18 protein-coding genes and 1 pseudogene are annotated in these 17,634 nt (G+C 38.6%); 12 read left to right on the plus strand and 7 right to left on the minus strand.

Going from position 1 to position 17,634, the window contains the following annotated elements; translation table 11 throughout:
• Positions 1–80: 80 nt before the first annotated feature.
• A complete protein-coding gene (gene kynB / locus J2R98_RS13295) occupies positions 81–698 on the minus strand; it encodes an arylformamidase (protein WP_307069785.1) in 618 nt (205 codons plus the stop codon).
• Between the two features lie 10 nt (positions 699–708).
• Positions 709–1,983: a kynureninase gene (kynU, locus tag J2R98_RS13300; protein WP_307069787.1), complete on the minus strand. Its 1,275-nt coding sequence runs from the start codon at positions 1,981–1,983 to the stop codon at positions 709–711.
• A 97-nt stretch (positions 1,984–2,080) separates the two neighbouring features.
• On the opposite strand from kynU, the gene J2R98_RS13305 reads away from it, so the two are divergent.
• Genes J2R98_RS13305 through J2R98_RS13320 form a run of 4 tightly spaced genes read left to right on the plus strand, consistent with a single transcriptional unit; the run spans position 2,081 to position 5,951 of the window.
• Positions 2,081–2,635, plus strand: coding sequence for a flavin reductase family protein (locus J2R98_RS13305; protein WP_307069789.1), 555 nt, complete (start codon positions 2,081–2,083; stop codon positions 2,633–2,635).
• 22 nt (positions 2,636–2,657) lie between these two features.
• Positions 2,658–3,245 (plus strand): anthranilate synthase component II, encoded by a 588-nt coding sequence (locus J2R98_RS13310; RefSeq protein WP_307069791.1) that lies wholly within the window; start codon positions 2,658–2,660, stop codon positions 3,243–3,245.
• Between the two features lie 2 nt (positions 3,246–3,247).
• Positions 3,248–4,984 carry an aminodeoxychorismate synthase component I gene (gene pabB, locus J2R98_RS13315; protein WP_307069793.1) on the plus strand — a complete coding sequence of 579 codons (1,737 nt, stop codon included), beginning with the start codon at positions 3,248–3,250 and terminating at the stop codon, positions 4,982–4,984.
• A gap of 13 nt (positions 4,985–4,997) precedes the next feature.
• Positions 4,998–5,951, plus strand: coding sequence for an alpha/beta hydrolase (locus J2R98_RS13320; protein ID WP_307069795.1), 954 nt, complete (start codon positions 4,998–5,000; stop codon positions 5,949–5,951).
• Between the two features lie 60 nt (positions 5,952–6,011).
• On the opposite strand, the gene J2R98_RS13325 is transcribed toward J2R98_RS13320, so the two are convergent.
• Together J2R98_RS13325 and J2R98_RS13330 are read right to left on the minus strand one after the other, a co-directional pair.
• A complete protein-coding gene (locus tag J2R98_RS13325) occupies positions 6,012–7,079 on the minus strand; it encodes a DUF4179 domain-containing protein (protein ID WP_307069797.1) in 1,068 nt (355 codons plus the stop codon).
• Positions 7,076–7,630, minus strand: a complete 555-nt coding sequence (locus J2R98_RS13330; protein WP_307069799.1) for a sigma-70 family RNA polymerase sigma factor — start codon at positions 7,628–7,630, stop codon at positions 7,076–7,078. Before J2R98_RS13330 ends, J2R98_RS13325 begins: the two co-directional genes overlap by 4 nt.
• A 117-nt stretch (positions 7,631–7,747) precedes the next feature.
• On the opposite strand from J2R98_RS13330, the pseudogene J2R98_RS13335 reads away from it, so the two are divergent.
• The 3 genes and pseudogenes from J2R98_RS13335 to J2R98_RS13345 form a co-directional block, all read left to right on the plus strand.
• Positions 7,748–8,011 (plus strand): annotated as a pseudogene (locus J2R98_RS13335) (thioredoxin family protein); the annotation flags it as partial.
• Positions 8,012–8,099: 88 nt separating this feature from the next.
• Positions 8,100–9,125: a threonine aldolase family protein gene (locus J2R98_RS13340; RefSeq protein ID WP_307069801.1), complete on the plus strand. Its 1,026-nt coding sequence runs from the start codon at positions 8,100–8,102 to the stop codon at positions 9,123–9,125.
• Positions 9,126–9,360: 235 nt separating this feature from the next.
• On the plus strand, positions 9,361–9,954 hold the full coding sequence (locus tag J2R98_RS13345) for a lytic transglycosylase domain-containing protein (protein ID WP_307069803.1): 594 nt from the start codon (positions 9,361–9,363) through the stop codon (positions 9,952–9,954).
• A 41-nt stretch (positions 9,955–9,995) separates the two neighbouring features.
• Here the strand turns inward: J2R98_RS13345 and megL are convergent, their stop codons facing one another.
• Together megL and rarD are read right to left on the minus strand one after the other, a co-directional pair.
• The gene (megL, locus tag J2R98_RS13350) at positions 9,996–11,171 is read right to left on the minus strand and encodes a methionine gamma-lyase (protein WP_307069805.1); all 1,176 of its coding nucleotides are present in this window, start codon (positions 11,169–11,171) and stop codon (positions 9,996–9,998) included.
• 135 nt (positions 11,172–11,306) lie between these two features.
• Complete coding sequence (gene rarD / locus J2R98_RS13355) at positions 11,307–12,200, minus strand: EamA family transporter RarD (RefSeq protein WP_307069807.1); 894 nt, start codon at positions 12,198–12,200, stop codon at positions 11,307–11,309.
• Between the two features lie 150 nt (positions 12,201–12,350).
• Between rarD and J2R98_RS13360 the strand changes: the two genes are divergently transcribed.
• The 5 genes from J2R98_RS13360 to typA all read left to right on the plus strand — a co-directional run bounded on the left by J2R98_RS13360 (position 12,351) and on the right by typA (position 17,420).
• Positions 12,351–12,641 (plus strand): HesB/YadR/YfhF family protein, encoded by a 291-nt coding sequence (locus J2R98_RS13360; protein ID WP_307069808.1) that lies wholly within the window; start codon positions 12,351–12,353, stop codon positions 12,639–12,641.
• Between the two features lie 14 nt (positions 12,642–12,655).
• Positions 12,656–13,099, plus strand: a complete 444-nt coding sequence (locus tag J2R98_RS13365) for a hypothetical protein (protein ID WP_307069810.1) — start codon at positions 12,656–12,658, stop codon at positions 13,097–13,099.
• Positions 13,100–13,235: 136 nt separating this feature from the next.
• Entirely contained in the window at positions 13,236–14,243 is a 1,008-nt protein-coding gene (locus J2R98_RS13370; protein WP_307069812.1) for an ArsR/SmtB family transcription factor, read from the plus strand.
• Between the two features lie 15 nt (positions 14,244–14,258).
• Positions 14,259–15,497, plus strand: coding sequence for an MFS transporter (locus J2R98_RS13375; protein WP_307069814.1), 1,239 nt, complete (start codon positions 14,259–14,261; stop codon positions 15,495–15,497).
• A gap of 93 nt (positions 15,498–15,590) precedes the next feature.
• Complete coding sequence (typA, locus tag J2R98_RS13380; RefSeq protein ID WP_307069816.1) at positions 15,591–17,420, plus strand: translational GTPase TypA; 1,830 nt, start codon at positions 15,591–15,593, stop codon at positions 17,418–17,420.
• A gap of 39 nt (positions 17,421–17,459) precedes the next feature.
• On the opposite strand, the gene J2R98_RS13385 is transcribed toward typA, so the two are convergent.
• Positions 17,460–17,621 carry a hypothetical protein gene (locus tag J2R98_RS13385; protein WP_307069818.1) on the minus strand — a complete coding sequence of 54 codons (162 nt, stop codon included), beginning with the start codon at positions 17,619–17,621 and terminating at the stop codon, positions 17,460–17,462.
• Between the last annotated feature and the right edge of the window lie 13 nt (positions 17,622–17,634).

Raw genomic sequence — 17,634 nt, forward strand, 5'->3', positions numbered from 1 at the left:
AACGAAGTCAAAATGTGATTTCGTTCGGGTTTTGTGTATTGACATTTAGTTTCGTCTCAGTCTCTTTCATGTTCTATATTTTATTTCGTCTCTAATATAGCACGTACTGGCGAGCCATCAGCGCCTTCAACCTTCAAGGGTAATGCGGTTAAGCGGTATTCACCAGCTTCAACCTCTTCTAAATTAAGCCCTTCTAAAATGTGAATGTTGTTAGCTTCAAAGGCATGGTGCGCATCTAATGTTTTGCTTTCAAGCGGGTCGACAGAAGGTAGGTCCACGCCGATTAACTCGACACCATTTTCTCTAAAAAACTGACCTAAGCTAGGTTCCAAGATTGGAATCTCAGTTGGAAAGTATGAAGGGTCTTTCCAAGCTGATGTTTTTAAGATGACACGTCTAACATTCGATAGATCGACTAACTTCAATTCATCCGGACTAATTCGCCCTTTAGTAGATACATCAACGACAAGAACGTCGCCAACATATAAATCTAACGGTAATTGATCGACCGTTAAGCCGCTATCATTGAAATGATAGGGGGCATCGATATGAGTTGCGGTATGGCAACTCGTCGTGAACTGTCCGACATTGACAGAGCCTGTTTCGGCTTTTGACCATGACAATTCATATGAAAAGGGCGTATCACCTGGCCAAGTTGGTGTGTTTTGGTTTAACGTGCGAGAAATATCAATGATCATGCTAAGCCTCCTAAGCGATGACGTCGCGTTCGTTTTTATACTTTTTATATAGTTTGTTTTCCATAATTTCTTTTAATATAAGAACGGTGCGGTATACGTCATGATAAGTGACGTAAAACGCAACAGGTGCTAGTCTAATGACATTCGGTGAGCGGAAATCAGGTGTCACGTCGTAATCTTTGAGCGCTTTGCAAATGCTTGCTGCTTCATCATGTTCTAAGCAAACGTGCCCGCCACGGCGTTCATCTTCTTTAGGATTCCCTATTGTAAAGCCATACTCACCTAAATATTCTTCAACTAAATACATTAAGTATGCTGTTTTATGGAGCGATTTTTCTCTAATGTTTTCAATACCTGCTTCTTCAAATAGCTCTAACGACCCGATTAATGGTGCGACACTTAAGACGTGTGGTGTACCGATCTGATAAGCTCCTGCATCTTTAGCAGGTGTAAACGTATGCTCCATATCGAATTGCTTTTCCTTATCTGAACCGAACCAGCCTGTTAATCCTGGTGTCTTGCCAAAATGGTTTTCATGTACGAAAAGGCCTGCTACCCCACCTGGGCCACTGTTGACATACTTATAATGGCACCAGTATGCAAAATCAACACCAGCATTATGAAAATCATGTGGAATAACCCCGACAGAATGACACCCATCAAAGCCGATCGGAATACCACGCTCATGAGCTGCTTTCGTTAATTTTTCAATATTTAGTAACTGTCCGCTACGGTATAGGACAGTTGGTAAAACAACGAGTGCGACATCGTCAGTCATCGCTGCAATGATGTCATCTTCTTCAATTGTGCGACCGTCACGACTCTGTACACGGATCAGGTGTTCGTCTGGGTCATACCCGTGCAGTTTTAACTGGCTCTGTAAGGCATAAATGTCTGAAGGGAAGTTTAACTCATCAGCTAAAATTTTCATGCGACCTTCTTCTGGCTGGTAAAACGTGCTAACAAGTTGATGTAAGTTTGTCGTCGTAGAGCCTGTGACGATGACTTCTTCAGGTTTCCCGCCAACTAAGGGTGCAATACGCTTGCCTAAGTCTTCAGATAAATAAAACCACGGGTGATCACCATTCATCCAGCCACCAATCGCATAATTCTTCCATGCTTCTGTCACGTTATGTAACGATTGTTCAGCACGTTTAGACATTAGTCCGAGTGAGTTTCCGTCCATGTATATATGGTTGTCATTTAGATAAAATTCATCTTTAAAATGTTTCAGTTCATCTTGTTCGTCAAGTTCGTGTGCGAATTGTTCATCTCGTTTAAACAAAGCAATCCCTCCTTGTACTCAATATATCACAATTGAGGTCATTCTGGACGATTTTCTGTTAAACTAAAATAAGATAAAAAAGCAGGAGGAGAAGTCAATGAGAAAGCCGACAGATCGAACAGTGATGCATAGTTATCCAGGGATGGTCGCCATCGTGACAGCGTCTTATAATGGACAAAATAACGTCATGTCAGCAGGGTGGCATTCTTATATTTCATTTGAACCGCCAATCTATGGCGTAGCGATTGGACATGAGCGCCATACATATGAGTTGATGAAACAATCAGGGCAGTTTGCGGTCCATTTTCTACCGATGGAAAAAGCGCAATTTATTCAACAAGCAGGCGTCTATTCGGGGTCTGATACCGATAAGTTTTTGTTAGGTGAAATGGAGTATGAGCGTGGCATTACAATTGATGCACCCATTTTAAAAGATGCTTACGTTGCATATGAATGCCAAGTAATTGATGTAAATAAATATGGGGACCATGATTGGTTTGTTGGTGATATTACCCAATTTTATCGTGATGATGACTTGTTTCTAGACAATGGTTTACCTGATGATGAGAAGTTAACAATTCCACTTTACCTTGGACGTTCAACCTATACGACAACGGGTGAGCGACAAGAATATCGAGTACGTCGAGACTAACGAATGATGGCAGGGATGTAGCATGATAGTCATGATCGATCATTATGATTCTTTTACATACAATTTAGTTGACTATTTTGAGCAGGTCGGTGTCGTCGTAAAAGTTGTAAAACACGACGAAATGACAGTTTCAGAGCTTAAACAGCTTAATCCAGAAGCAGTTGTGCTCTCGCCTGGACCAGGTAATCCGAGCGATGTTCCTCATAGTATTGAAATTTTACGAGCGGTACAAGGCGAAATACCTGTATTAGGGGTCTGTTTAGGCTTTCAAATTATCGTTCAAGCTTTTGGAGGTACAGTCGAAAAGGCTCATGCACCCATGCACGGAAAAGTCGAGTGGGTGACGCATGATCAAAAAGGGGTCTATTGCCATATAGACTCCCCAACAGCTGTTACACGTTATCACTCATTAATCGCTCGTAAAGAAAATTTACCCGATGTACTCGAGATCACAGGGCAGACTGATGATGATGAAGTGATGAGTGTTAGGCATAAATATTGGCCACTTGAAGCGGTACAGTTTCACCCTGAGGCGATCTTAACGACGTATGGCTTAAAAATGGTTGAAAACTTTGTAGTCGATAATCGTTTAACGAGGCAGGTGAGGTAATAGTGAGTGATGTGAAGTTAACCTTTCAATTTAAACACCGTTGGCTTGAAAGTGAATCATTACATTTTCGGGAACCGATAGAAATTTTACAAGCTAATACAATTGAGGAAGTCGAACGAACGATTAAACAAGCTGAAACGTACGCGCAAAGAGGTTATTACGTCGGTGGTTTTGTTAGTTATGAAGCGGCACAAGCCTTTTTACCTCATTTGCCTTTTCATAACGTTAAGGAGCTTCCTTACGTTTGGTTCGGTGTCTTTGAAAAGCCTGTTGAACAAGAGAGTGTTGTATCAAATGAAACGTTCTTTAGTACAAAGTGGAAGCCTGACACGAACAAACAAGCTTATGAACGAGCGATCCAAACGATTCATAATTTAATTTCTCAAGGGATTACCTATCAAGTTAATTATACGCTACGGCTTTTAGCAGATTTAGAAAATGTTGATTCACAAGCTTGGTACAACCAGCTCACTCAAGCTCAACAAGCGAATTATACGGCGCTCTTGCAAATTGGTTCGCATGATCTTTTATCAATCTCTCCGGAATTATTTTTCGCATCGAATGGACATACAATTGAAACAAGACCGATGAAAGGCACGGTCCGAAGAGGATTAACAGTTGAAGAAGATGACAAGTTAAAGCTACAACTATCTGAATCGGCTAAAGACCGTGCTGAAAATGTTATGATCGTCGACTTACTAAGAAATGACGTATCACAAGTTGCGAAAGCAGGAACAGTTAAGGTGCCAGAGTTATTTACGATTGAACATTATCCAACCGTTCATCAAATGACATCAACGGTGACAGCAGAATTGAAAGAGGATGTAGGCCTCGTTGAAATCTTTAAAGCCCTGTTTCCGTGCGGATCGATTACAGGTGCGCCGAAACAAAGCACGATGGAGCAAATCTATCATTTAGAAAATAGTCCTCGTGAGGTTTACTGTGGCGCTATAGGATTACTAACACCTAATGGTGAAGCGGTCTTTAACGTTCCGATACGTACTGTTTTATACAATAAGAAGACGAGTCGAGCAATTTATGGCGTTGGTGGTGGCATTACGTGGGATTCTTCTGCTGAAGGAGAGTATGAAGAAACGGTAGATAAAGCACGCGTTTTATATCGCAAAGCAAAGCCTTTTCAATTGCTGGAGTCCATGCTTTTAAAAGATGGGGTTATTGAACTGGAACTTGAACATATAAACAGACTTAAACGGTCAGCAAACTACTTTAGTATAAACTTGAGTGATCAAGCCTTAACAGAAACGATCGTTCAAATTAAAGCGAATAACCAAGGTGAATACAAAGTACGTCTTCTAGTCGACCAACAAGGGCAAATCAATTATGAGTTACAACCGATTAATAATACGCCAAAGCAATTACAAGTAGCGCTAGCTCATGAGCCAGTCGAACAAGACCAAGCTTTTTTATACCATAAAACAACGAATCGGTCAGTTTACAACGAACGAATTCGTGCAGAGGTTGATGAGACGTTGCTATGGCATGAAGAAGGGTTGATCACCGAGTTTACGACAGGAAATGTAGCTTACAAACTAAAAGGAAAATGGTATACACCACCGGTTAGAGACGGCTTGTTACCTGGAACTTATCGCGAGAGGTTGTTAAGAGAACAACAAATCACAGAGCGCAGTCTAGCAAAAGATGACCTAGCAACAGTTGATGAACTAGCCTTTTTAAATAGTGTTCGAGGGTGGAAAACAGTCCACTTGATTACTGAATAAAGGGGAATACAAAGTGAAAAAGAAATTACTCATCTTTTTAGGTAGTTTTTTCGTCGTTGTGCTCGTAGGGTTAGCTTTTGCGGGGAATTACTTTTACGATCAAGGGATTAAAAGAGGAACTGAAGTTGAGCTTCACCGTGAAGATGAAGCGGTTAATGTCGTTGCGACTGATGAGAGTCAAATGTTAATCGATGAAGCAAATGATTGGTATGATGAGCAAGATACCGAGATTGTTGAGATTACGGCTTATGATGATTTGAACTTAGTCGCACAATTTATTGAGAGCGATTCTGATGAGCAGAAGGCAGTCATTTTAGCTCATGGCTTTAGAAATACGAGTGATAATATGGGGAAGTTAGCTAAATTTTATTATGACAAAGGCTTTGATATTCTTATCCCTGATGCGCGAGGTCACGGTGAGAGTGAAGGGGATTATATTGGCTACGGTTGGCATGATCGCCATGATTATGTTGATTGGATTGATGTGTTAATAGAAGAGTATAGTGCTGAAGACATTATATTGCACGGGAATTCGATGGGAGCAGCGACCGTTCTTATGACAAGTGGTGAAGAGCTACCTAAACAGGTGAGAGGAATCATTGCCGATAGTGGCTATAGTTCAGTGAAAGATGAATTGGCTCATCAGTTAAATCATATATATGGCTTACCAGCATTTCCATTGCTCGAGGTAACAAGTGTCGTGACGAATATACGCGCTGGTTACACATTAGGTAAAGCGTCTGCAATTGATCAAGTTAAGCAAAATGAACTTCCACTGTTTATTATTCATGGTGAAGATGATGACTTGGTGCCGACCGAAATGGCTTATGAAATTGCAGAAGCTACAGCCGGAGATTACGAATTGTGGATCGTACCTGGTGCCGGTCATACGAAAGTATTTGATAATGTAACCGAAGAGTTTTATGAGCGTGTTAGAAGTTTTATAAATACAGTATTAGTTGAATGAATAAAAGGGTAAAGGATTATTTTTTGATCCTTTACCCTTTCCTGTAGTCAAGTTAATTAATTATTGAACTAATGGAATTTCGATTTGGTCAAGTTCATATGGCTCTTTAACTAATTCTAAGTCATTGTCTTCTGTGGTTGCATAGGTTGAAACTTCCGGGATGATGAAAATAGTTGATGCAACTTCATGTATGGAAGTAGTTGTGATTCGTGAAGTAATATTGTATTTGTTGTCCCCATACCCTGCGTTAGGTAACACGTTATATTCATTGCCTAAATTATCCGCCACTGTGTAGCGAATAGATACATATTCATCTTTTCCAAAAGCGTCTCGGCTAATGTTCTCGGTGAAATAGAAATTGGCGGCCACTGTAGTTGAGGTCATTTGATCCAGCTCTACTTCTATACCTTCTGAATAAGATTTGAGGTCAGTATATTCATAAGTGTCTTTTTCTGTAGCCTCTAAACTGAATTCGAATGACCAATCACCATCAACTGAATTTTCTTCTTCATAAAGTTGACTAATTGTGGAACTAACCCAATTCACATCAATTTCTTGTGAGACTTCACCCTCTAATAAGTAGTGAATATAGACCCCTGCGTATTTATTATCATTTATTTTTTCAGTCATAAACCTTCCAGGTGTATAGACCGTTTCATCTGCTTCTTCCATACTTTCAATTACAAATCGCCCATCTAAAAATGGTGCATCACCTAAATCCTTCTCACTCTCAATCGTATAAGCAACCGTTACACTTTCTAAGTCGTAAACGGCATCCGTCAATGTTACAGTGACACCATCACTTTCTTTGGATAAATCCAAATTTGTGCTGTGCTCATCATACTCTTCGAATACATATGTTTCTTCATCCACAAAAATTTCGTATATGTTACTTATAAGAGGTAAATTGGTAGCCAAAGCAGGATTCGCAAAACTGATGGCAACAATAAAAGTCATCACGGAGCTCAGTACAATGGCAGCGGCTGGCACATTTTTTGACCACCGTTTTTTCTTATGTTTCATAGCTTTGTTTTTAATTCTTTCTTTTTCTAATTCGTTTACTTCCATCGGTTCTATTTCATGATCTTCTATTTTCAGTCGACTAAGTTGTTTGTATAGCATTTTCATGAGTAAATCCCTCCTAAATGGAATTCTCTTAACTTCTTTTTTCCTCGATAAAGCCGATTATCAACAGAGGCTTTAGATAAACCAAGTTGGTTAGCAATATCATTATTTCGCATGTTTAAAAAGTACTTCATGGTGAAAATATCACGGTCAATCTCACCTAGTTGTTTCAAGACTTGATAGAGTTCTTCTGTTGTTTCCTTAGTTAAGTATTCTTTCTCAGCAGATATTACAGGTGTTTGTTGGTCATCTATATTTAATAGGTTTGGATCTCGGTAAATTTTTCGTTGATAATCAATAGCCTTAAATTTAGCAATAGAACATAACCATTTCCGAAAGTCTTCTTGGTTACCTTTGAACTGTTTAGCATTTTCAAAGGCTCCTAGAAAGGTGTCACTAATACACTCTTCAATTAATTGACGGTCGTACTTAATCTTGAATGTGTTGTATATAACCGCTTTGACAATCCCGATATACTCATCAATGACATATTCAAGAGCTGCTTCTTTCCCTCTTTTGAAGTGTTTAATAAAATTATCACTAGTAATTCTCATATTATTGAACTCCTTTTTAATTGTAAGGACCCTTACACTTACTACATCGTCTAGAAACTAAAAAATTCTCACATATTTTTGTATATGGATGGTAAATAAACAGATCATTTAACAAATGGTGGGAGAGCAATTCCGATCGTCTTAATTTTAAGTGGTGACGGAGAACTCGTTGGAAAATGGGGACCTCGAGCACCAGAAGTTCAACAACTCGTTGATGATTACAGAGATTCATTTCCACCAAAAGATGACCCTAATTTTGAAGCAAAGCAAAAAGAAATGATTCAAACATTAACGAAAAGGTATTCTGAAGACCCAACCTTATGGAATTATGTTTACGACAGCTTTAAAGAGACACTTCACAACATATCTATTAAGAAATAATCATCTCATACTATTTTTGAGAATAGCCGTATTGTATAATAAAGCACAATAAAGAGTTTATGATTCTATAAAATAGTGAGGTGGCGCTATGATCGATTTACGTAGTGATACAGTAACGAAACCGACTCAAGAGATGCGAGAAGCAAGTTTTCATGCTGAAGTTGGCGACGATGTATACGGTGAAGACCCGACCGTTCAGCTTTTAGAGGAAAAAGCAGCAAAAATGCTAGAGAAAGAAGCGGCGTTGTTTGTGACAAGTGGTGTGCAAGGCAACCAGATTGCCGTTTTAACGCATACGAACCCAGGTAATGAAGTGATTTTAGAGGAAGAGTCCCATTTATTTTATTATGAAGGGGCAGCGATCTCCGCATTTGCGGGTGTTCAACCGCGCACCGTAAAGGGAAATCGTGGGGCGATGCATCCAGCTGATGTTGAAGCGGCGATTCGCCCAGAGGACGTTCATTTACCTGAAACAGGTTTAGTTGTTTTAGAAAATACACACAACCGCGCTGGTGGAGCGGTTATTCCACTTGAAACGATGCGAGCGACTTATGATGTAGCTAATCGTCATGGCATTCCTGTTCATTTAGATGGTGCAAGACTATTCAATGCAGTCGCTGCGACAGGGATTTCGGCTAAAGAGTACGCTCAATGTACTGATACGGTACAAATTTGCCTTTCAAAGGGACTCGGTGCACCAGTTGGTTCGATCATTGCTGGTTCACAAGAGTTTATTAACCATGCACGCAAATGGCGTAAACGTCTCGGTGGAGGCTTAAGACAAGTAGGTGTCGTTGCAGCTCCTGCTATGATTGCATTAACTGATATGTCTAAAAGACTTCACGAGGACCATGAGTTGGCTAAAGAAATCGAAGAAGGCATAAAAGAAGCTGGTTTTGAATTAGCTTACCCAGTTGAGACGAATATTGTTATTATGGATGTTGCCAAAACAGATATGAATGCAGAACAGATGGTAGAGAAGCTGGAAGAGGCCGGTATAAAAGCCGTTCCTTTTGGTCCAACCTTAGTTCGATTCGTCACACATTTTGACATTACAAAACAAGATATAAAAATTTTAAAAAAAGTCTTTAAATCTATGAAAAATGCGTTATAATAGTACTTGCGTAAGCGGTGGAGGATGTCTGAGTGTCTTCAGAAATGTTTGGGGAAACATTTCTATTGTTAGATTATTCTTTACTAAGTGTTAATCCTGGTTGATTCGAAATCAACCAGGAATTTTTTTGTTTAATAGATGATTAGTTCAAGTTAATAGCATCATGATTAAAAATCATGTCAAATTGTGGTATAATTTAAATAGATTTCGTCTTAAATATAATGAGGTGGACATATTGATCGATTCACGTATGTTAGAAGTGTTAATGAACTATAGAAGGTCGGTTCAAAACACTCCTTTGCTTAACGATAACCAAAAACAAGAGCTTTCAGGAGCTTCTTTTGAAACGCTTTTTATGGATCAGTTAGGATTAAACAATAATCTAGCGACACATTTTGCTTCAGGTGAAAGTGAGCAGGGTGTTCAGTCGAGTATGCAAGTTGCTCCGGATTTAAACAATGATGATTCAAGCTTTAATGACATTATTGAAGATGTAGCGTCACGTTATAACATTGACACTGACTTAATTCGTTCTGTCATTCAAGTTGAGTCGGGCTTTAACCCGCAAGCTGTTAGTCATGCAGGTGCTCAAGGTCTCATGCAGCTTATGCCAGCTACGGCCGAATCATTAGGTGTTCAAAATGTATTCGACCCAGCACAAAATATAGAAGGTGGCGCTCGCTACTTAAGAGATATGTTAGATCGATATAATGGAGATTCTGAGCTCGCACTAGCAGCCTATAACGCAGGCCCAGGGAATGTAGACTATTATGGTGGAGTACCGCCATTTGAAGAAACACAAAACTATGTTAAACGAATTTTAGGTTAAAAAAAGTTCAAGCGATTAATTCGCTTGAACTTTTTTATTAATTACATCTGATCTAAGCCTTGTTTTAAATCGTTCCAAATATCCTCCCATGCTTCTAAACCACATGACATGCGAATTAATGAATCTGTAATCCCCATACTTAGACGATTCTCTTCTGGTACAACAGCGTGTGTCATCGTCGCAGGATGTTGAATAATAGATTCTGCATCTCCTAAACTAACAGCTAGCTTAATAAATGATAAACGGTTTAAAAAGGCTTGTGCTTCTTCTTTACCACCTTCAACTTCAAAGGCAATTACACCAGCACCGAGTTTCATTTGTTTTTTAGCCACTTCATAATCTGGATTGTTTTTGTCGAATGGGTAGTGGACACTTTTGATTTTTGGATGTTGTTTTAACTGTTCAACGACTTTCTCTGCGTTAAGTGAGTGACGATCCATTCGAATAGGAAGCGTCTTGAGTCCTCTTAGTAATAACCAAGCATCAAATGGCGAAAGAATACCACCAATATCTTTTTGTGTCGTCATCGCAACTTCTGAAATAAAATCTTCTTTCCCGACTAATAAGCCAGCGACAATATCACCATGACCACCGATATATTTAGTGGCACTGTGAAGAACAATATCACAACCTAAATCGATTGGTCGCTGTAAGTAAGGTGATGAAAAAGTGTTGTCCACAACAACTGGAATGTTAAATTCCTTTGCTACACGTGCAACCATCTCTAAATCAATAATCTTCATCGTTGGATTAATCGGTGTCTCAACATAAATTAATGACGTGTCGTCTTTAATTTGTTTGCGTAAAACATCCTCTGACTCCATTAAACTATAGTCAGACTGAATATTATATTTTTCTCTCATTAGTTCTAGTAAACCAAATGTACAACCGTAAAGCCCTTGAGAGCATAATATGTGATCATTTGCTTTCGTTAAGGCGATTAACGTTGCTGAAACAGCAGCCATCCCTGAAGAAAAGGCTAAACCAGCCTCAGCGTTTTCTAAATTTGCAATTCGCTCTTCTAAATGGCGAACAGTTGGGTTTCCTAAACGAGAATAAATAAAGCCATCGTCTTCTCCAGCAAAACGTTTTTCCCCTTGTTCAGCATTCGCGAATGTGTAAGTTGACGTTTGATAGATTGGCGTTGATAAACTATCGAAATGTTCTTTTGAGTCATAGCCGTGGTGAATAACATCAGTTTCAAATCTTTTCGTCATGAAATGTCCTCCTCTTACCCCTTTTTGTATCATTGTAACACAAAACATGAAAGCGCTTTCTGAATTAGAGGAAAAATTTAAAAATTAACATTTAAGTAGGAATGAAAAAAGTAGAGAGTCGGTTCCTCTCTACTTTTAAACTTGAGATATTTGTTTTAATTGTTTTACGCGTTCATAGGTGTATAAGGTTAGACCGATCCAAATGAGGGTAAATGTAATAGCATGAACCGACGTAAACGGTTCGTTAAATAAGAACACCCCTAATAAAAGCATGATCGTTGGCGCGATGTATTGTAAGAAGCCAACTAATGATAGTGGAATTCGTTTTGCACCTTGGGCAAATAATAATAACGGAATAGCCGTTGCAAGCCCTGTTCCGATTAATAAAACGCCCGTCCAAGACAGGCTCATGGCTCCAACTTGTACCCATTCCAGATGAATAATATAAATAAGCGCAACTGGTAAAACAATGACCGTTTCAATAGCTAGGCCGAATATTGCATTTAAGTTGACGATTTTTTTCAATAAGCCGTAAATAGCAAAAGACACAGCGAGCAATAAAGCAGCCCAAGGGACGTCACCAAAGTTATACGTCATATAGCCAACGCCAGTTAATGCAAGGACAATCGCAATCCATTGTAATTTTGAAAATCGTTCTTTTAGAAAAATAAAACCAAATAAGACGCTAATAAGTGGGTTTATATAATAACCGAGACTAGCATCTAACACACGATCAGAGTTAACTGCCCATATGTAGGTCACCCAGTTTATACTGATCACAATTGAAGCGGCCGCGATGCCTAGAGCTGTTCGCCAGTCAGTAAAAAGGGTGCGGCATTCTGTCATAAATAAGTGCCACCTACGAATGACGAATATGAATAGCATCATAAAAGCAAAAGACCATATGATTCTGTGGGCTAAAATTTCCCATGCTGGAACGTATTCAAGTATTTTCCAATAAAGAGGGAGAAACCCCCATAGTATGTAAGCGAATGTAGCATATAATGTGCCAACTTTTTCGTCGTTCAATCGATTTCCCCCTTTACTTCTCTAAAGCATGAATAACGTTTTTAAAATTTTACGACACCCGAAAGGTTTTTGCAATATGAAGTTAGAAACTTTTGAGTTGTTGTTCACTGTTATGTTAGATAAACTAAAATTATAAGGAGGCCTTTAACTATGGAAATACACGTAACAGAGCAAGCAGTAGACTGGTTTTTTGATGAAATGGACCTAGAGACAGGAGATGTGGTGAATTTCTTCCCTAAGTATGGAGGCACTTGTTCATTTCAAAAGGGCTTCTCGATTGGAATGGCAATCGGTAGCACAGCAGAGCCGGAGGTTGAAACGGAGAAAAAAGGGCTTAGCTTTCAAATTGATGAAAAAGACGTATGGTTCTTTGATGGAAAAGATTTATATATAGGCCTTAAAGACGGAGAAGTAGAATATTCAGACGGACCAATTGAGTGAAGAGGGGATTACGAATGGGATGGACGAGAGAGGAAGCATTTGATTTTTTAAAAACAGTTTATACAGATGATGTCATGCAGCAAGAAAAACGGCGTGTTTTCAAACAGGTGAACCGTCAGTTGTATGAACGTCTTGATGACTTAGCTATTAATAACGCGTTATCCGAACAAGTCGAAAAGCAGTTAAAGCTCTTTAAAGACTTTACATTTATGCCTGGCGACAACATCTTTCAATCGATGCGCTACTTATTTTTATTAGCGCGAGGTGAGAAAGAAATAGATCGACTAACGACGAGAAAACATTTAGACCGTGTTTATAACTCGTTATTTAAAGCAGCTGGCATGCAAAACCCGATTATTCCGGATCATTTTTGGGAAACGCCAATTGGCATTGCCTGCCGTATTGCAGAAGACGGTGTTGAAGCGGTTTATCCAGTATTAGATGAAATGGTTGATTAACACTTCCTTTATGAGGGAGTGTTTTATTTTTATAAGGTGTTTTGATATAAATCGAAACAGTGTATTGATTAAAATAGAAAATAGTTGTAAACTTTCTTATAACAGGACATATAATGATAATCGAAAGGGTGTTTAGATGGATGTTAAATATGATGTCGATAAGCAAATAATGGCTGATTTTATTGCTTTTGCATTTCGGGTTGCCAATTTAGGAAAAGGGGAGGAAGAAGAGAAATACAAAGCATTAATTCGAGAAAGTGAAGGGGAAAAGTGGATCGAGTCAATTCATCATAAATTATCGACTGACGAACTGAAAGAACTACAAGTATTTTTCCAAAAAGATAGTCATATCGCTATTTCGCTTATGCCGTATTGGTATAGTCAAAGTGCGCTTACTTCCATCGAGGCATTACTCGATTCAATACGTGCAGTAGATGAAACGCAGCTAGTTGAGTGGATGGTCAATACGAGCTTTGTAGATGATTCAGTTAAACAATTACCAGTAGAGAAAAGAATAAAGTCTTTACCCATTCCAGAAGAAGAAAAGTGGAAGTTAATTTATTTCATTCAACAACCTAATGAAATAAAAGACCGATTATGTCAATTGTTACAACACCTCTATGATCAGCACTATGCCAATTTTGAATCATTAGTGTCGACTAAAATAAAAGAAAAAGTTGAACATTTTAACAATCAAAAGTACAACGAGTTTATTAAAGAAATGGCGTCGCAATATACGAATTGGGATGGAAATAAAAAGCTGGTTGTTATTCCTTCTTATTCGATGAGTGTTGGTTTTATAAGTTTTGATGAAGCAGATTTTAGCTTACTAGTTGTTGGTATAGAGAGGTTTGATCTTAGTCAAAAAATGCGTGATGAAAAAGAAGTATTAGAGCTCCTGAAAATCTTAACAGATGAGCGTCGGTTTAATATGTTAAGGCTTTTAAAGCAACGTGCGCATTATGGTTATGAAATAGCGCAAGAACTAGGTGTATCAAATTCAACGGTTTCACACCATTTAGCAATACTACTCAACCACGGTTTTGTTCAATCAAAACGAGACGAAAATAAAGTTTATTACGCAATTAACCAAGATGAAGTGAAATCGGTTATTAAAGAGTTAGAAGAGTTGTTTTTAACTTAAGAGAGGATGTAAGTCGTGACCAATAACACTGGGGAAAGTCGTTTATCGTTGTATCGGAATCGATCGTTTGTGTTGTACTTTTTCACTTTTTTGGCCTCAAGTTTAAGTGTTGCGTTCTTTTTATTTACGGTTAATTGGTATGTCGTTGATTACTTAAGGTTAGAAGCGATGCTAGGGTTTGTGTTTGTCGCAAGTTCTATTCCCAGGCTTTTGTTTATGTTAATCGGTGGTGCAATTGCTGATCGTGTCAATAAAGCGTCGATCATGTTGCTATCTGATTTCACAAAGGCTGTTTTATTAATACTTGTTATCTGCCTGCTTGTTTTTGATTTAGTTTCAATATGGGTATTAGTAGGTTTAGCGTTTTTGTTTGGTCTTCTAGATGCATTCTTTTGGCCAGCGAGTTCTTCGCTCTTTCCAAAATTAGTAGAAAGAGAGCAGCTAACTCGAGCAAACTCAATTGTTCACACGACACAGCGTTTTTCAGTTATTGTGGGTCCATTAATAGCTGGATTAATTATTGGGTTTGGTAGTTATGAGTTGATGTTTGGTCTTGTTAGTTTAATGCTTATGTTGGCTGCTGTAGTCGATTTATATTTAAGGAGAAGGGTTGGTTTGGACGAAGAAGAGAATGAAACACATCCTTCTGTTTGGCGATCGATAATGGATGGACTTCGCTATGTAAAGCAATCTCCCTTTTTATTAACTTTAATGTTAACTTCTGTCTCACTCAATTTATTTTTAAGTGGACCGTTGCAAATGGGGTTACCAATTTTCGCACGAAATGTGATTGGTGGCGGTGAGTTCACTTATAGTTTATTAAGTGGGGTATTAGGTGTCGGGATGTTAATAGGAGCGGTGATCGTTGGGGTTATTAATATAAATAGGCGGCGCGGACTTGTTTCACTTGTAAGTATCGTTGCACTTGGGGTATTTATGGTCATCTTTAGTTTAACAGGTGAATTATGGCTTAGCTTATTAGTCATTAGCTTAGTTGGTTTAACATTGTCTATCATAGATGTGCCAATACTCTCAGCTATTCAAGCGAACACGGATGAAGACTATATTGGAAGAATGATGAGTCTAATTTCTTTCGCATCTATGGGATTACTTCCTGTATCTTTTTTATTAACTTCACTATTTATTTCGTTAGGGTTTTCAATTGATCAAATTATTTTTGTTGCGTCATGCTGTTTATTAACGGTGGGGTTAATCGTCGTCACTTTTGCAAAATCGATCAGATATGTTGATTAATTTAGATACTTTCGTTAAAAACTATACAGTATAGCAGAACTAATATATAATAACAAAGGCAGGAAATTTTAGTTATAGAAATGGAGCGTTTTTATGCAAGAGTACAAAGATATTCGTAATATCGCCATTATTGCGCACGTTGACCATGGTAAGACAACGTTAGTAGACCAAATGTTACACTATTCTGGGACGTTTCGCGATAATGAAAACGTTGATGATCGTGCGATGGATACGGATGATTTAGAGAAAGAGCGCGGGATTACGATCCTTGCGAAAAATACAGCTATAAATTATGGTGATGCACGAATTAACATTTTAGATACGCCAGGCCACGCAGATTTTGGTGGCGAAGTAGAACGTATTATGAAAATGGTTGATGGTGTATTATTAGTCGTAGACGCATATGAAGGTTGTATGCCACAGACTCGTTTCGTGTTAAAGAAAGCATTAGAACAAAACTTAAAGCCAATGGTTGTTTTAAATAAAATTGATCGTCCGAATGCTCGTCCTGAAGAGGTTGTTGATGAAGTATTAGATCTATTTATCGAACTTGGGGCTGATGATGAGCAGTTAGAATTCCCAGTAGCCTATGCTTCAGCATTACAAGGAACATCAGGTTATGAAGCGGAAGATCAAAACGAAACGATGGATCCAATTTTCGAGAAAATTCTAGAGCATATTCCAGCACCGCAAAAACTTGTCGATGACCCATTACAATTCCAAGTCACTTTACTTGATTACAACGATTACGTTGGTCGTATTGGTGTCGGTCGTGTATATCGCGGTAAAATGAAAGTCGGCGATCAAGTAGCTTTAATGAAGAAAGATGGATCAGCTAAAAACCATCGTATTACAAAGTTATTCGGTTTTATCGGCTTAAAACGTGTCGAAATCGAAGAAGCTGAAGCGGGTGATATCGTTGCCGTTTCAGGTATGGAAGATTTAAACGTTGGTGAGACAGTGTGTGATGTTAATCATCATGATCCTCTTCCAATTCCGAGAATCGATGAGCCAACATTACAGATGAGGTTCGTTGTTAATAACAGTCCGTTTGCTGGTAAAGAAGGGGACTACATTACAGCGAGAAAAATTGAAGAGCGTCTATTAACTCAACTTGAAACAGATGTGAGTTTACGTGTTGAAGAAACTGAAACACCTGATGCATGGATCGTATCGGGTCGTGGTGAACTGCACTTATCAATTCTAATTGAAAATATGCGTCGTGAAGGATATGAGCTACAAATATCTAAACCTCAAGTAATTATTCAAGAAATTGATGGCGTGAAGTGTGAGCCGTATGAGCGTGTTCAAATTGATGTTCCAGAAGATTACACAGGTCCTGTCATGGAGTCTTTAGGAGCACGCAAAGGTGAAATGCTCGATATGATTAACCACGGAAACGGCCAAGTGAGACTAGAATTCAAAGTACCATCTCGTGGTCTAATTGGTTATTCAACCGAGTTTATGTCTCAAACACGCGGTTATGGAATTTTAAACCACTCATTTGATGCTTACGAGGCTGTTGCTCAAGGTTCAGTTGGTGGACGTCGTCAAGGTGTCTTAGTATCACAAGAAAAAGGTAAAGCAACGCCATATAGTATTATGGCACTTGAAGATCGTGGTGTTATTTTCGTTGAACCTGGTACGGAAGTGTATGAAGGAATGATCGTCGGTGAGCATAATCGTGATAACGACTTAACAGTTAATATTACGAAAGAAAAAGCTTTAACAAACGTTCGTTCAGCAACGAAAGATAATACCGTGACATTAAAAGGTACGCGTAAATTAACATTAGAAGAAGCGATTGAGTATTTAGATGATGATGAGTATTGTGAAGTAACGCCTGAGTCAATTCGTTTGCGTAAAAAGATCTTAAACAAGAGTGAACGTGAACGCTCACAGAAAAAAACGAAGAACTTATAATGTTGAGAGCTATGAGGGTGAATGTCCTCATAGCTCTTTTTATGCTAGATGCTCATAAAGTGGTTCAAGATGCTCAAAGTAGAAGTCTAGATGCTCATAAAGTGGTTCAAGATGCTCAAAGTGACGTTCTGTCAATATATTGGACATGTTTTTGCTCTCATAAGGCAAACTTTTAATCCATATGAAAGAAGATGCTTTCATATGGAATCCTCAT

It is taken from the genome of Alkalibacillus filiformis (genome assembly GCF_030814115.1).
GTDB lineage: Bacteria > Bacillota > Bacilli > Bacillales > Alkalibacillaceae > Alkalibacillus > Alkalibacillus filiformis.

Coding starts and splice junctions, on each gene's coding strand:
- J2R98_RS13310 (WP_307069791.1), top strand. CDS start 2,658: ATGATAGTCATGATCGATCATTATGATTCTTTTACATACAATTTAGTT.
- J2R98_RS13370 (WP_307069812.1), top strand. CDS start 13,236: ATGGATGTTAAATATGATGTCGATAAGCAAATAATGGCTGATTTTATT.
- J2R98_RS13365 (WP_307069810.1), top strand. CDS start 12,656: ATGGGATGGACGAGAGAGGAAGCATTTGATTTTTTAAAAACAGTTTAT.
- J2R98_RS13385 (WP_307069818.1), bottom strand. CDS start 17,621: ATGAAAGCATCTTCTTTCATATGGATTAAAAGTTTGCCTTATGAGAGC.
- J2R98_RS13340 (WP_307069801.1), top strand. CDS start 8,100: ATGATCGATTTACGTAGTGATACAGTAACGAAACCGACTCAAGAGATG.
- typA (WP_307069816.1), top strand. CDS start 15,591: ATGCAAGAGTACAAAGATATTCGTAATATCGCCATTATTGCGCACGTT.
- kynB (WP_307069785.1), bottom strand. CDS start 698: ATGATCATTGATATTTCTCGCACGTTAAACCAAAACACACCAACTTGG.
- J2R98_RS13325 (WP_307069797.1), bottom strand. CDS start 7,079: ATGAAAATGCTATACAAACAACTTAGTCGACTGAAAATAGAAGATCAT.
- J2R98_RS13330 (WP_307069799.1), bottom strand. CDS start 7,630: ATGAGAATTACTAGTGATAATTTTATTAAACACTTCAAAAGAGGGAAA.
- megL (WP_307069805.1), bottom strand. CDS start 11,171: ATGACGAAAAGATTTGAAACTGATGTTATTCACCACGGCTATGACTCA.
- J2R98_RS13305 (WP_307069789.1), top strand. CDS start 2,081: ATGAGAAAGCCGACAGATCGAACAGTGATGCATAGTTATCCAGGGATG.
- J2R98_RS13360 (WP_307069808.1), top strand. CDS start 12,351: ATGGAAATACACGTAACAGAGCAAGCAGTAGACTGGTTTTTTGATGAA.